This window comes from Kitasatospora sp. NPDC036755 (genome assembly GCF_040636595.1).
Lineage (GTDB): Bacteria > Actinomycetota > Actinomycetes > Streptomycetales > Streptomycetaceae > Kitasatospora.
This window is the reverse complement of sequence record NZ_JBEZUT010000052.1, coordinates 20053-34224: the sequence shown is the minus strand read 5'-3', so window position 1 is coordinate 34224 and position 14172 is coordinate 20053. Positions and strand designations below refer to the sequence as shown.

At 73.7% G+C, this 14172-nt stretch carries 9 protein-coding genes; 6 read left to right on the top strand and 3 right to left on the bottom strand.

Going from position 1 to position 14172, the window contains the following annotated elements; all coding sequences use genetic code 11:
• From AB0E96_RS10945 to AB0E96_RS10930, 4 genes are all read left to right on the top strand, one after another.
• The coding region (locus tag AB0E96_RS10945) for a thioester reductase domain-containing protein (RefSeq protein WP_359821237.1) at positions 1-2784 on the top strand (2784 nt) is incomplete at its 5' end.
• A complete protein-coding gene (locus tag AB0E96_RS10940) occupies positions 2771-4138 on the top strand; it encodes an FAD-binding monooxygenase (RefSeq protein WP_359821235.1) in 1368 nt (455 codons plus the stop codon). The genes AB0E96_RS10945 and AB0E96_RS10940, both read left to right, overlap by 14 nt.
• Positions 4139-4176: 38 nt before the next feature.
• Positions 4177-5019 carry an NAD(P)H-binding protein gene (locus AB0E96_RS10935; protein ID WP_359821233.1) on the top strand — a complete coding sequence of 281 codons (843 nt, stop codon included), beginning with the start codon at positions 4177-4179 and terminating at the stop codon, positions 5017-5019.
• Between the two features lie 374 nt (positions 5020-5393).
• The gene (locus tag AB0E96_RS10930; RefSeq protein ID WP_359821231.1) at positions 5394-5810 is read left to right on the top strand and encodes a nuclear transport factor 2 family protein; all 417 of its coding nucleotides are present in this window, start codon (positions 5394-5396) and stop codon (positions 5808-5810) included.
• 76 nt (positions 5811-5886) lie between these two features.
• On the opposite strand, the gene AB0E96_RS10925 is transcribed toward AB0E96_RS10930, so the two are convergent.
• Positions 5887-6900, bottom strand: coding sequence for a helix-turn-helix domain-containing protein (locus tag AB0E96_RS10925; RefSeq protein WP_359821229.1), 1014 nt, complete (start codon positions 6898-6900; stop codon positions 5887-5889).
• Positions 6901-7045: 145 nt separating this feature from the next.
• Between AB0E96_RS10925 and AB0E96_RS10920 the strand changes: the two genes are divergently transcribed.
• Positions 7046-7939, top strand: a complete 894-nt coding sequence (locus AB0E96_RS10920; protein ID WP_359821226.1) for an NAD(P)-binding domain-containing protein — start codon at positions 7046-7048, stop codon at positions 7937-7939.
• Positions 7940-8328: 389 nt separating this feature from the next.
• Positions 8329-9864, top strand: coding sequence for an NAD(P)/FAD-dependent oxidoreductase (locus tag AB0E96_RS10915; protein WP_359821224.1), 1536 nt, complete (start codon positions 8329-8331; stop codon positions 9862-9864).
• Between the two features lie 65 nt (positions 9865-9929).
• Here the strand turns inward: AB0E96_RS10915 and AB0E96_RS10910 are convergent, their stop codons facing one another.
• Both AB0E96_RS10910 and AB0E96_RS10905 read right to left on the bottom strand, forming a co-directional pair.
• Positions 9930-12515, bottom strand: coding sequence for a BTAD domain-containing putative transcriptional regulator (locus tag AB0E96_RS10910; RefSeq protein ID WP_359821223.1), 2586 nt, complete (start codon positions 12513-12515; stop codon positions 9930-9932).
• A 243-nt stretch (positions 12516-12758) separates the two neighbouring features.
• Positions 12759-14072 (bottom strand): helix-turn-helix domain-containing protein, encoded by a 1314-nt coding sequence (locus AB0E96_RS10905; RefSeq protein ID WP_359821218.1) that lies wholly within the window; start codon positions 14070-14072, stop codon positions 12759-12761.
• Positions 14073-14172: the final 100 nt, after the last annotated feature.

Below are 14172 nucleotides of genomic sequence, written 5' to 3'. Positions count from 1 at the left end.
GCCGCCTCGCGGGCGCTGGCGCTCGCACGGAGCTGGGCGGCCGAGGACCGGGCGGCCGACGCGCCGCTGGTGGTGGTCACCCGGGGCGCGGTCGCCACCGGCCGGGACACCGGCGCCACCGACCCGGCCACGGCCGCGGTCTGGGGCCTGCTCCGCTCGGCCCAGTCGGAACTGCCCGGCCGGATCGTCCTCGTCGACCTGGACGAGGACCCGGCCTCGGCGGCGGCCCTGCCCGCCGTCCTCGCCTCCGGCGAACCCCAGACGGCCGTCCGGGCCGGCACGGTGCTGGTGCCCCGGCTGGCCCGCACCGCACCCCCGGGAGGACCGGCCGGCCGGCCCTGGAACCCCGAGGGCACCGTGCTCGTCACCGGTGGCACCGGCGCGCTCGGCGCGCTCTTCGCCCGCCACCTGGTGCGCGCCCACGGCGTCCGGCACCTGCTGCTGGCCGGCCGCAGCGGCCCGGCGGCCCCCGGCGCGGCCGCCCTGGCCGAGGAACTCGCCGCGCTGGGCGCCCGGGTGACGATCAGCGCCTGCGACCTCGGCGACCGGGAGGCGGTCGCCGCGTTGCTCGCCGAGGTCCCCGAGCGGCACCCGCTCACCGCGGTGGTGCACGCGGCCGGCGTCCGGGACGACGGCATGGTCACCGGCCAGACGGCCGAGCGGCTGGCCGGCGTGCTGCGCCCCAAGGCCGACGCCGCCTGGCATCTGCACGAACTGACGGCACATCAGGAACTGTCCGCCTTCGTGCTGTTCTCCTCCGTCGCCGGCCTGGTGGGCGGCCCCGGCCAGGCCACCTACGCCGCGGCGAACACCTTCCTCGACGCGCTCGCCGAGCACCGCGCCGCCCTGGGCCTGCCCGCGACCTCGGTCGCCTGGGGCCTGTGGGCCACCGCGGGCGGCATGGGCGGGGAGCTGGGCGAGGCCGATCTGAAGCGCATCGCCCGCACCGGCCTGCTGCCCGTCACCGAGGAGGACGGCCCCGGCCTGCTGGACGCCGCCCTGGCCCTCGGCCCCGGCGCGGTCGCCGCCAGTCCCCTGGACCTGGCCGCCCTGCGCGCCCGGCCCGACCAGGTCCCGGCGGTGTTCGCGGCGCTGGCACGGACCGCGCCGCGGCCCTCCGCCCAGGACGGCGCCGCCCCGGCGGCCTCGCTCGCCGAACGGCTGGAGGGGCTGCCCGAGGCCGGTCGGTGGGAGGCCGTGCTCGACTTCGTCCGCCACGAGGTCGCCCTGGTGCTGGGCCACCCGAACCCGGGCGCCATCGGCGCGGACCGCCCGTTCGCCGAGCTCGGCTTCGACTCGCTGACCTCCGTCGAACTGCGCAACCGGCTCAGCGGCGGCTCCGGGATCAGGCTCTCGGCCTCGGTGGTCTTCGAGCACCCCACGCCGGCGGCGCTCGGCAAGCACCTGTTCGCCGAACTGCTCGCCGGCACCCCCGAACCGGCCCGCGCCGCGGTGGACTTCGCCGCCGAGATCACCCTGGACGAGTCCATCCGGCCCGCCGGGGAGGTCAGCCGGGTGGCCGTCGACCCCCGGGAGATCCTGCTGACCGGTGCGACCGGCTTCCTCGGGGCGTTCCTGCTCCGGGACCTGCTGCGCACGACCACCGCCCGGGTGCACTGCCTGGTGCGGGGCACCGACCGGGCCGACGCCGAGCGCCGGCTGCACGAGAACCTGGCCTGGTACGAACTGGGGGAGGAGGTCGACCGCGGCCGGCTGACCGTCCACGTCGGCGATCTCACGCTGCCGCGCCTGGGCCTCACCGAGGAGGACTTCGACGACCTGGCCCGCCGCGTGGACGTGGTCTACCACGCCGGCGCGACGGTCAGCTGGCTGCGGCCGTACGCCGAGCTGCGGCCGGCCAACGTGGACGGCACCCGCGAGGTGCTCCGGCTGGCCGCCCGGCACCGGACCGTCCCGGTGCACCAGGTGTCCACCAGCGGGGTGTTCCCCGCCCCCCGGGGCGAGGCGCTGCCGGTCGAGGTGGACGCGCCGACCGGCCCCGGCGAGGAGCTGTGGAACGGCTACCTGCAGAGCAAGTGGGTGGCCGAGCAGGTCATCGGGATCGCCCGCGGGCGCGGACTGCCGGTGTCCCTGTACCGGGTGGACGTCGTCTGCGGCGACCAGCGGGCGGGCGCCTGCCAGACCCGGGACTTCGTCTGGCTGAGCCTCAAGGGCGTGCTCCAGGCGGGCGCCGTGCCCGACCGGCTCGCCGGGTCCTTCCACATGGTGCCGGTCGACTACGTCAGCGGGGCGATCACCGCGCTGGCGGCGGACCCGCAGGCCTCGGGCGGCACGTTCCACCTCTTCAACGAGCAGACCCAGCCCTTCGCGGACTTCGTCGACCACCTGCGGGGCCGCGGGTACCGGCTGCCCGAGGTCGGGTGGGAGGACTGGCGCGCCCGGGTGCGCGCCGACCGCCACAACGCGCTGACCCCGCTGCTCGACGCCTTCGAGGCGCTGATGGCGGGCGACGGCAGGGCGACCTACCCGCCGCTGGACGTGACCCGGACGGAGCGGGCGCTGGAGGGCACCGGGATCGCCTGCCCGGCGATCGACCGGGAGCTGTTCGGGAGGTACGTGGACTTCTTCGTCCGGGCCGGCTGGTTCCCGGAGCCCGGAGCCGCCGAGGAGGGCGCCCCGGCCGCCCCGGCCGCCCCGGCCGCCCCGGTCGTACCGGCGGCGCAGGGCACGCCCACGGCACGGAACGCACCGAACGCACGGAACGCACGGAACGCACGGACAGAGCAGACACCGCAGAGGAGCGAGCACCGTGGGGACAACTGATCGGAACCGGGCCGTCGTCCTGGGCGCGAGCATGGCCGGGCTGCTGGCCGCCCGGGTGCTCGCCGACTCCTACCGCGAGGTCCTGGTGGTGGAGCGGGACGACCTCACCGAGCACGTCTGCGCCGACGCGCACGACTGCCCGCGCCGGGGCGTGCCGCAGGGCGCCCACGTGCACGCCCTGCTGGCCCGCGGCCGGCAGGTGCTGGAGGAGTTCTTCCCGGGCATCACCGGGGAGTTGACCTCCGACGGCGCCGCCGCGGGCGACGTCACCGGCCAGGTCCGCTGGGTCATGAACGGCCACCGGATGCCCAAGCCGCACTCCGACATGCTGCTGCTGTCGATGAGCCGGCCGTTCCTGGAGCAGCGGGTCCGCCGCCGGCTGCGCGCGCTGCCCAACGTCCGGGTACTGGAACGGCACGACCTCGTCGGACTGCTGACCTCGCCGGACGACAGCGCCGTGGTGGGCGTGAACGTGGTCTCCGAGGGCCGGGGGCGGAGCCTGGCCGCCGACCTGGTGGTGGACGCGACCGGGCGCCGCTCGCGGACCCCGGCCTGGCTGAAGGCGCTCGGCTACCCGGCGGTCGAGGAGGAGGAGCTGCGGATCGGCGTGGGCTACGCCACCCAGTACTTCCGCCTCCCGGACGAGGCGATGCCCGACGAGATCTCGATCGACGTGGTCGCCGCGCCGGAGACCGGGCGCGGCGCCATCTGCGCCCGGATCGAGAACGGGCGCAACGTGGTCACCGCCTACGGCATCCTCGGCGACTACCCGCCGAGCGACTCGGCGGGCTTCCTGGACTTCCTCAAGTCGCTGTCCGCGCCGGACATCCACGAGGCCGTCCGGGACCAGGAGCCGCTCGGCGACCCGGTCGCCTACCGGTTCCCCGCCAACCTGCGCCGCCGCTACGAGCGGCTGACCGCCTTCCCGGACGGGCTGCTGGTGCTCGGCGACGCCGTGTGCAGCTTCAACCCGGTGTACGGGCAGGGCATGACCGTCGCCGCACTCGGCGCGACCGTGCTGCGCGACCACGTCACCCGTCCGGGGGCGCCGCGGCCCGCCGCGTTCTTCGCCGACCTCGCCCGGCGGGCGGTGGACCACGTCTGGTCCATGACCACCGGCGCGGACCTGGCCTTCCCCGGCGTCGAGGGGGAGCGGAGCGCCGAGCTGCTGGAGGAACACGCCTACCTGGACCGGCTGTTGACGGCGGCGGCGGAGGATCCGTCGCTGCTGACCGCCTACGCTCGGGTGGTGTTCCTGGTGGACCCGCCGTCGGCGCTCGCCGCGCCGGAGGTGGTGGCCGCCGTCGAGGCGGTCGAGCGGGCCGGGGCCCCGGATCCCGCACACAGCTTCTGATGAAACGTCAGAATCCCGATTCCGAGGGACTGGAGAACATGAGCAACTCACCCGTACTGGTACTGGGCGGCACCGGCAAGACGGGGCGCCGGGTCGCGCGCCGGCTGACCGAGCGCGGCAGGGAGGCCCGGATCGCCTCCCGTTCCGGCGCGCAGCGCTTCGACTGGCACGACCGGGAGACCTGGGCGCCGGCCGTCGAGGACGTCGAGGCGGTCTACGTCGTGGACGAGCAGGGCGCCGAATCGGCCCGTCTGCTCTCGGAGTTCGCCGCGCTCGCCACCGGGCGCGGAGTGCGCCGGCTGGTGCTGCTGTCGGCGCGGACGCTGGAGCAGTGGCCGGCGGACTCGCCGATCTTCGCCGCCGAGCACGCCGTGCGGGAGTCCGGCGCGCAGTGGACGATCCTGCGGCCGACCTGGTTCGCGCAGAACTTCAGCGAGGACCGGCTGCTGCGCGAGGACGTGCGCGAGGGGGAGCTCGTGCTCCCCGACTGGCAGGGGCGGGAGCCCTTCGTGGACGCCGAGGACATCGCCGCGGTCGCGGTGGCCGCGCTCACCGAGGACGGCCACGCGGGGGAGGTCTACGCGCTGTCCGGCCCCCGGCTGATGACCTTCGGCGACTGCGCGGACGCGATCGCCGCGGCCGCCGGCCGGGAGCTCCGCAAGGTGGACGCGAGCCGCGAGGAGTACACCGAGCACCTCGTCCGGCGCGGCTACCCCCGGGACTTCGGCGGCTTCCTGAACGAGATCTTCGACACCATCCGCAGGGGTGAGACCGCCTATCTGTCGGACGGTGTCCAGCGGGCCCTCGGGCGGCCGCCGCGCGATTTCTCCGAGTACGTCGCGGAGACCTCGTGGGAGATTTCCGGGAGGAATTCCGGCTGATTCCGGAAAGGCCCACGACGGGAACTCCGGCCGGAATACCGGTGGTCTCGGCCCGGTAATCCTCCGCTCTCCGCCGCAGGTCGGCGGCGATTACCGGAGGATTGCCGGACCGGGTCCGGACGGTCGGTACGGTGTTCCCGCCGAGAACGGTTCGGGGCCGATCCGAGCGCACCGTCGGGGCACCTCGTTCGAACCCGCCGTTCCCGGCGCACCACCCGATCACGACGCCCGAGCGCGAGGCCCGAGCGCGATGCCCGATCACGACGCCCGAGCGCGAGGCCCGAGCGCGATGCCCGAGCGCGAGGCCCGCGGGCACACCACCCGAGCACATCGTCCGACGACCATCCGAGTGGAAGAGAACGGAGCGGTGAACCATGGCCAGTGAGTCCATCACCAAGTACCTGGCGAGCGACATCGAGCAGCACCAGGAATTGTTCGGCGAGGCGTTCAACTCCGGCGACGCGGACGCGGTCAACTCCATGTACACCGAGGACGCCGTCGGCGTCTGGGACCCGGGGGTGCCGCTGTCCGGCGAGGCCCGGCGGGAGTACGTCCGGCGGTTCCTGTCCCACGGCCCCACCGTGGACGCGACCGTGCTCCAGACGCTGGTCTCCGGGGACCAGGCCATGCTGGTCGTCGAGTGGACGATCGACACGAAGGACGACGACGGCAACCCGGAGCGGCTCCAGGGCGTCGCCATCGACGTGCTCAAGCGCGGCGAGGACGGCAACTGGCGCTACGTCATCGACAACCCCTACGGCGTGAGCGGCCCCCGCACGCCACAGGGCTGAGACCGGCGGTGTCCCGGCCCCCGCCCCGGTGGACCGGGACACCGCCCCACCGGGTCCGGACCCGGTGGGGCGGCCGTCAGCCGAGCGCCCGGGTGCGCTGCCGCCCGCCCGGGGCCGTACCGAAGGCGTGGCGGTAGTCGGTGGGCGTGACCCCGACGTGCAGGGTGAAGTGCCGGCGGAGGTTGGCCGCGGTGCCGAGGCCGCTGGCCTCGCTGACCCGCTCGATCGGCAGGTCGGTGGTCTCCAGCAGGGTCTGGGCGCGGGCCAGCCGCTGGTTGAGCAGCCACTTCAGCGGCGTCATGCCGGTGGAGGCCTGGAGGCGCCGGAAGAAGGTCCGGGTGCTCATCCCGGCCTGCCGGGCCATGCCGTCGACGGTGAGCGGCCGGTCCAGGTTGCGGCTCGCCCAGTCCATCACCGGGCCGAGGCTGTCGCCGTCGGTGACCGGGACGGAGAGGTCGACGAACTGGGCCTGTCCGCCCGGGCGGTGGCCGGAGACGACCATCCGGCGGGCCACCTGGTTGGCGACGTGCGCGCCCAGGTCGCGCCGGACGAGGTGCAGGCACAGGTCCAGCCCGGCGCTCATGCCGGCGCTGGTGAGCACCTGCCCCTCGTCGACGTAGAGCACCGAGTCGTCGACGACCGCCTCGGGGTAGCGCCGGGCGAGCTCCGCTGTGTGCATCCAGTGCGCGGTGGCCCGGCGGCCGTCGAGCAGGCCCGCCTCGCCGAGCGCGAACGCCCCGTTGCAGAGCGAGACCATCCGGGCCCCGGCGGCGGCCGCCGCGCGCAGCGCCTCGACGAGTTCGGCGGGCAGCGGGTCGCCCCGGGAGATCACCGCGTCCGGGACCGAGGGGACGATCACGGTGTCCGCGCCGACCAGGCCCTCCAGGCCGTGCGGCGTGCGCACCGAGAACCCCCGGGCCTCGGCGGCGGAGGGGCCGCCGATCGAACACAACCGGAGGTCGTACCAGGGATCGGCGAGATCGGGCTGGGGGTTGCCGAACACCGCGTTCGCGATCGCGGTCTCGTAGACCTCGCACACCTGCATATCCGTGTCGTTGATCAGCGCAATGGCCACAGATCCAGGATTCATGTGGTGAGTGTACGGCAGGAATTTTGCGATGTCGGGCACTTCTGCCACTGTCCGCCACCCGCTTCCCGGTGACATCGTGCTGGAAACGGGTCGGCCGGCGGGAGCCATTCCGACCCCAAGGGAAAATGAACGGGAGTCATCTCTTATGTCGAACACCGACGCGGCCCAGGCACCGGTCACGGTCATCGGACTCGGGCTGATGGGTCAGGCCCTGGCCGCGGCCTTCGTGAAGGCGGGCCACCCGACCACGGTGTGGAACCGCACGGCGCGCAAGGCGGACGAGCTCGTCGCCCAGGGCGCGACCCTGGCCGGCTCGGTGCGGGAGGCCGTCGAGGCGAGCCCGCTGGTCATCGCCTGCGTCTCCGACTACGACGCCGTCCACGGCCTGCTGGACCCGCTGGACGACGTCCTCAAGGGCAAGGTCCTGGTGAACCTCACCACGGGCACCTCGACCCAGGCCCGGGAGACCGCCGAGTGGGCGGCGCAGCGTGAACTCGTGTACGTCGAGGGCGTCATCATGGCGATCCCGCCGGACATCGCCACCGAGAACGCGGTGCTCCTGTACAGCGGCCCGAAGGAGGCCTACGAGCGGCACGAGGCGACGCTGCAGGCGCTCGGCCCGGCCGGTACCGCCTACCTCGACACCGACCACGGGCTGTCCGCGCTCTACGACATGTCGCTGCTCAGCATCATGTGGAGCGTCCTCAACAGCTTCCTGCACGGTGCCGCGCTGCTCGGGACGGCGAACGTCAAGGCCACCACCTTCGCCCCGCTGGCCAACACCATGATCAACGTGGTCACGGGCTACGTCACCGCCTACGCCCCGCAGATCGACGAGGGCGAGTACCCGGCCGGGGACGCCACCAACCTGGTCCACCAGGCGGCCATCGAGCACCTCGCCGAGGAGAGCGAGACCCTCGGCATCAACACCGAACTGCCGAAGTTCTACAAGGCGTTCATCGACCGCGCGATCGCGTCCGGCCACGCCGAGAACGGCTACGCGGCGCTGATCGAGCAGTTCCGCAAGCCCTCCGCCTGACGCACCTCCCGACGACGCGGCGGCGTCGTCGGTCATCTCCCGCCTCCGGGGTACGGCTGCCCAGCCGTACCCCGGAGGCTTTTCCGTGTCCGGTGGGAGCCGTCCCGCCGGACCCCGTTCCACTCCTCCGTCTCACGTTCCACTCCTGCCCCGCGCCCGTTCAGCCCCTTCCGTCACAGCGGTTACCGGAACGAGGAGCCCGGCGGCCGTCCGGCGGTTACCTGCGGGTGACCGAAAATCGCCGCCGCTCGGTTACGTTGAGCCTGCAACCTCGGCTCCGGCGCTCTCCCAACAGGCCTGAGCCACAAGGGAGTTCATTCGCCGATCGGCGAACCGCCGGGCCGGTGGGGCGCAAGGCCCCGAGGCCTGTGTACACCTCAAGGAGAATCGTGAGCAGAACCACCGATCGTGGCCGGATACCGACCTCCGCCGACGCGGGAGCCGGCCTCGACCGTTCCGTGCCGCGCGTTCCGCGGCGCACCCTGCTGAAGGCGGCCGGCGCCGCCACGCTCGCCACCGCGGCGGGCGCCGCCGTCGCCCCCTCGGCCTGGGCGGAGGGGGGCGGCCGGACGGCGTTCGACGTGATCGTCGTCGGCGCCGGCCTGGCCGGTGTCACCGCCGCCCGCGAGCTGCGGGCGAAGGGCAAGCAGGTCCTCCTGCTGGAGGCCCGCAACCGGATCGGCGGCCGGACCTGGACGGACACCTTCCGCGGCCAGCAGATCGAGCGCGGCGGCACCTGGGTCGACCCGACGCAGCCCCACGTCTGGCGTGAACTCGCGCGGTACCAGGTGCCGTTGACCGCCGATCAGTGGTCGGACCGGGTGATCCTGCCGACCCTCACCGGCTTCCAGGAGTACGACGCCACGGTGGCCTACCAGCGCCAGGCCCAGCTGTTCACCCAGTACTTCGCGGGCGCGACCACCCTCTTCCCGAAGCCCTTCGAGCCGCTGACCCGCCAGGACCTGCTGCAGGACGCCGACCGCTACTCCCTGCGGGACCGCCTCGACCAGCTCAACTACGCGCCCGCCGACGAGATCCGGCTCACCAGCACCACCTCGTTGTTCGGCGGCACCAGCAAGCGCGGGGCGTACTCCCACCTCGCGCAGTGGTGGGCGCTGGCCGGCGGGACCTTCGAGGGGTTCCACAACGTCAACACCTACCGGCCGCTGAACGGCACGGTGTCCCTGCTGAACGCGATCCTCACGGACGCCGCGCCCACCGTCCGGCTCAACTCCCCGGTCGCCTCGATCGTCCAGCAGGGCACGGAGGCGCGCGTCACCACCCGGGCCGGCGAGCAGTTCACCGCGCCCGAGGTGATCCTGGCCGTGCCGGTCAACGTCTGGCGCACCATCACCTTCGATCCGCCGCTGCCCGAGCCGCACCGGCTGGCCTCGACCGCCGGGATCGGCGTGCCGCACGAGCGGAAGATCTGGCTGGATCTCAAGCAGCCGGCCGGCCGCTTCGTCGCCGAGGCACCGGAGGGGTACCCGATCTGCATCATGGGCCGGCTCAACGACGGCCAGCACGTCGTGGCGTTCGCCATCCAGCCCGGATTCGACGTCAACGACCGCACGAAGGTCGAGGCCGCCGTCAAGCAGGTCGTCCCGCAGGCGGAGCTGGTCGACTACACCGCCACCGACTGGGACACCGAGGAGTTCTCGCTCGGGGCCGGGGCCTTCCGTCAGCCGTTCCAGCTGACCACGCTGTTCCACCAGATCCAGCAGCCGCACGGGCGGGTCAAGTTCGCCGGCGGAGACATCGCGAACGGGTGGAGCGGCTACATGGACGGCGCCGTGGAGTCGGGCCTGCGGGCGGCCGGTTCGCCGACCCTGAACGCCGCCGCCACGCCGGGTTCGTCGAGCTGGCCGCCGATCGTCGGCCACGCGGCGAACCCCACCGCCTACCGCTCGGCGTTCGCGTTCTGACCGCGTGACGAGGACCGGCAGCGGACACCTGTCCGCCGCCGGTCCTCCCGTTTTCCGGCGCCCCGCTACCGGGCCTGGTCCGAGCGCACCACGTACAGCTGAGGCGGGGCGGAGTGCCAGCCGTTGCCGCCGCTGCACCGCTCGTCGCGCAGCGAGGCCGAGCCGGACGCCAGGATCCGGCGCAACTGGTCGCGGCGGACGGCCGGTTCGTCGCCGGCCGCCTCCTTCAGCGCGGCCAGCAGCTCGCCCGCCGAGTTCTTCAGCCCGCTGTCCGCGGTGGACATCAGGAACTCGATCAGCCGGTCGATGGCGGCGTCCGAGATCGGTTCGAGGACCAGCGTGACGCTGTGCCGGATCCCGCCGCCCCACCCGGGGCGGCGGGCCAGCAGCTCCGGCCGGGCGGTGGCGATCACCAGCAGCGGCAGCGCCCCGACGGACGTCGTGAGGTGCTGGACGAAGTCCGTCACCTCGTCGTCGGCCCAGTGCAGGTCCTCGACGACGAGCACCAGCGGGCCCTGTTCCACGGCCCGGGTGAGGAACTGCCGGACGGCCTCCAGTACTTCGCCGGTCGCCAGCCAGCCGGTGCAGGCGGCCGGGTCCGGGTCCACCAGGCGGGCGAGCCGGGCGACCAGCTGCCGGCACTCCTCCGGGGAGGCGACCAGCCGTTCGACGGTGCCGGTGAGTTTGGCCACCGCGGCCGTCCCGGAGTCGCTGGCCAGGATCCCGCAGCAGGAGAGCAGCAGGTCGCGCACCACCTCCAGCGGATGGCCGCCGAAGGCGTGGGTCCGCGCCACCACCAGCCGTACCGACTCCGGGTTGGCCGCGACCCTGCGCTCGAACTCCATGACGAACCTGGTCTTGCCGATGCCGGGCGCCCCCAGCACGGTGACCAGGTGCGGCGTGCCCTGGTGCCGGGTGCGCTGCATCAGGCTGCGCAGCACGTCCAGGTCGTACTCGCGGTCGACCATCGGGACGGCGTGCAGGGCCGAGTACTCCTGCCGCAGCCCGCCGACCAGCCAGCCGCCGGCCTCGCCGCCGCGCCGGTAGGAGATCGCGAACTCGGTGTCCCGGCGCGTCCGTTCGCAGACCCGGATCTCACCGGTCCGGCTGTGCTCCAGCAGGGTCTGGCACTCGTCCAGCAGGGCGCCGGTCACCGAGGGCGGGACGGATCCCCGCCCCGGGTCGTGGCGCACCAGCGCCTCCCCGGTGGCCACCGCGATCTGGACCGCGGCGACGCGGACGGCGGCCGACAGCGCCGGGTCGGTCGGTGTGCAAAGGCGGTCGCGGACCGTCAGCGCCGTGTTCACCGCGCGCTCCGCGTCCTCCTCACCGACGTGGGGCACACCGAACAGGGCCAGCCAGATCGAGCCGATCGAGGCGGCGAGCGTTCCGCCGAGGCACTCGACCTCCTCACGGATGACCGCCGTCATGCGCTCCAGCGCCTCGTCCACCACCGTCGGTTCGACGTCGTGGAGTTCGGGGGTGAGCTGGGCCCGGACGATGAGGACACTGACGTCCTTGCGTTCGCTGACGGGCCCGCGCCCCCCGGCCTCCCCGCGCCCGCCGACGTCCGCACGGCCGTTGACGTCGCCGCGGCCGTTGACGTCCCCGGGCCCGTGCCCGTTGACGTCCCGACGCTCGGAGACCCGCGGCAGGACGGGCACGCGCTCGTCGTCGCACGGCGGCTCCAGCAGGACGCGGGTGCCGGACAGACCCGGCAGCGCCGGCTCCACCGGGGCGAAGCACACGTCCAGCGACCGGGATCCGACCGCCTGGAGGACCCGGTCGGCGCGGGGCTGGGGCACCGGCGTCATGCGCAGTTCGATGTGCTGGCGCATGCCGGCCGGGATCAACGCCGGTTCGTGGGCGAGGATCGCCCGTTGCAGTGACTGCAGCGCCCGGGCGGGTTCGAGGCCGAGCTTCTCGACCATCGTGGTCCGTGCGCTGTGGTAGACGTCCAGTGCGTCGCTCTGCCGCTCCGAGCGGTAGAGCGCCAGCATCAGCTGGCCCAGCAGGCGTTCGCGCAGCGGTTCGGTGGCGACGGCCTGTTCCAGCCGGACCAGCACCCGCTGGTGGTTCCCGCAGGTGAGCTCCGCCTCGAAGTAGTCCTCCAGGGCGTCCAGTCGGGAGTTCTGGATGGAGGTCAGCTCCGGCCAGTCGACGCCGGTCTCCACCAGGTCGGCCAGCGCCGGTCCGCGCCACAGGTCCATCGCCCGGTGCAGCAGCGGCACCGCGGCGCCCGCCGAGCCGGCCGCCAGCTCCGCGCGGCCCTGCTCGACCAGGCTCCGGAACATGTGAAGGTCCGTCAGGCTCGGTTCGGTGCGCAGCACGTAGCCGGGCGGCTGGCTGAGCAGTTCGGCCGCGCCGCTCCCGCCCGCCCTTCCGTCCTCGCTCTCGCCCTCGTCCTCCTCCTCGCCCTCGGCGAGGCTGAGCAGGCGGCGCAGCCGCCAGACCGAGTTCTGCAGGATCTTGCGGGCCGACTGCGGAGATCTGCCGCCGGGCCACAGCGCCTCGATCAGTTCACTGCTGGCCACCACCCGGTTGGTGTTCAGCAGCAGGAACCCGAGGGTCGCGCGCTGCCTGATCCCTCCGAGTCCCACCGAGCGGCCACCCGCGACGACTTCCAGCGGGCCGAGCACACGAAACCGCACCGCTATCCCCCATGGTCAAGATCACCTGACAACGCCCCGGCCCCATCCGGCCTGGGGCTACGCAGCCATGCCCCCGCACAACGTAACGAGACGATCACAGTCCCTGTACGATCATAAGTGATACACGGGGTGGGGTTAACGTCAAATTATGTTCGAACTGGGCTGTGTATCGCGCCACTTCGTCGTTTCGCGGAACCGGTCGTTCCGTGCGGGAGGGACGGCGAGGATCCGCGGGGCACGCGGCTAGGCGGCGCCCCGGCTCCGGTCGACGAGACCGCCGCCCGGCGCGGCGGCCGGCCGACGGTACCGGCCGTCGTCGAACGCGCCGAGGGACACCAGGAGTTCCCGCACCCGCAGCCCCAGGTGCAGGGCGAAGCGGTCCGCCCCGTTGTCCAGGTCGAGCCCGGTGATCTCCTGGATCCGTCGCAGCCGGTAGTACAGCGACGTGCGGTGGATCCGGAGCTCCTCGGTGGTCCTGGCCACCGAACCGGCGTGGTCGAGGAAGCACCGAAGGGTCTCCTCCAGACGGCTCCCGCAGTCGGACTCCAGCAGGGCGCGCAGCGGCTTCGGGAGCAGCGACTCGTTCAGGGCGTGGTCCGGCAGTTGCAGGAGCACGGCGAACTCGCCGAGGTCGTCCCAGGAGCCGACGCCCTCCAGCCCGGGCATCCGGCGTGCGGCGCGCACCGCGACGAGCGCCTGCTCGTGGGAGGTCCACGCCTCGGCGAGGCCGCGCTGCTGACCGCCGATGCCGACGACGGGATCGGCCGAGGCGTCCAACTCGGCGCCGAGGGCCGCCACGAGCCGCGCGGACTGCTCCCGGAGGGCCTCCGGCGCCCACGGCCGGTCGGCGAGCCGGAGCAGGACGGCCCGGTTCGACTCGACCGCGAAGGCGCCCCGCACCGACCGGCTCCGGAGGACGTCCTCCAGCGTCCCGCGCAGCGCGGTCGCCAGCTGCCCCGGGGGCATCCGGGAGCGCGCCACCTGCACCGAGCACACCACCGCGTGGGGGGCGTCCGGGAGCAGCGCGCCGTCCAGGAGCTGCTGCCGGGCGTCCGTGCGCGCGGCGGGGTCCGCGCCCAGCAGCGACAGCAGGAGCCGCTTCTCCCTGGTCCTCTCCGGGTCGGCCGACTCGTGGTCGGCGGACAGCTGGCCGACGATGGCGGGCGTCGCCCGGGCGATGGCCCCGACCGCCTCCGGAGGCAGCGAGCCGTCCGGGACGACGACGGCCAGCAGGCCGAGGAGCCGGCCGCGTTCGCGCAGCGGCACGCAGTAGCGGGGGAGCAGCCCGAGGTCGTCCCGGCCCTCGACGTAGCCCGGCTTCGTCCACCGGGTGACGCCCTGGGCGAGGACGTGACGGGCGACGTCTCCGCTCGGCCGTCCCTGCAGCAGGACGTGGACGCGGGCCCGGTCCGCGTCGTCGAAGTGCCGGCTGGAACAGACGCGTCCCACCGAGGGGTCGACCAGGGCCACGGACCGGTGCAGCGACTCCGCGAGCTTTTCGACCAGGTCCTTCAACGCGGCACTGCCGACCGGGGCTCGCCGCCACTGTTCGGTCATGGCCGTCCTCCTTCGTGGTCGTCTCCCTCCACGCGGGCCCGGCGGGCCGGGCTCTCGCGTGTCCTCGGCCCACGGTGGCACCGGCGCGATGCCCCACCGT

Coding starts and splice junctions, on each gene's coding strand:
- AB0E96_RS10935 (WP_359821233.1), top strand. CDS start 4,177: ATGAGCAACTCACCCGTACTGGTACTGGGCGGCACCGGCAAGACGGGG.
- AB0E96_RS10930 (WP_359821231.1), top strand. CDS start 5,394: ATGGCCAGTGAGTCCATCACCAAGTACCTGGCGAGCGACATCGAGCAG.
- AB0E96_RS10925 (WP_359821229.1), bottom strand. CDS start 6,900: ATGAATCCTGGATCTGTGGCCATTGCGCTGATCAACGACACGGATATG.
- AB0E96_RS10920 (WP_359821226.1), top strand. CDS start 7,046: ATGTCGAACACCGACGCGGCCCAGGCACCGGTCACGGTCATCGGACTC.
- AB0E96_RS10905 (WP_359821218.1), bottom strand. CDS start 14,072: ATGACCGAACAGTGGCGGCGAGCCCCGGTCGGCAGTGCCGCGTTGAAG.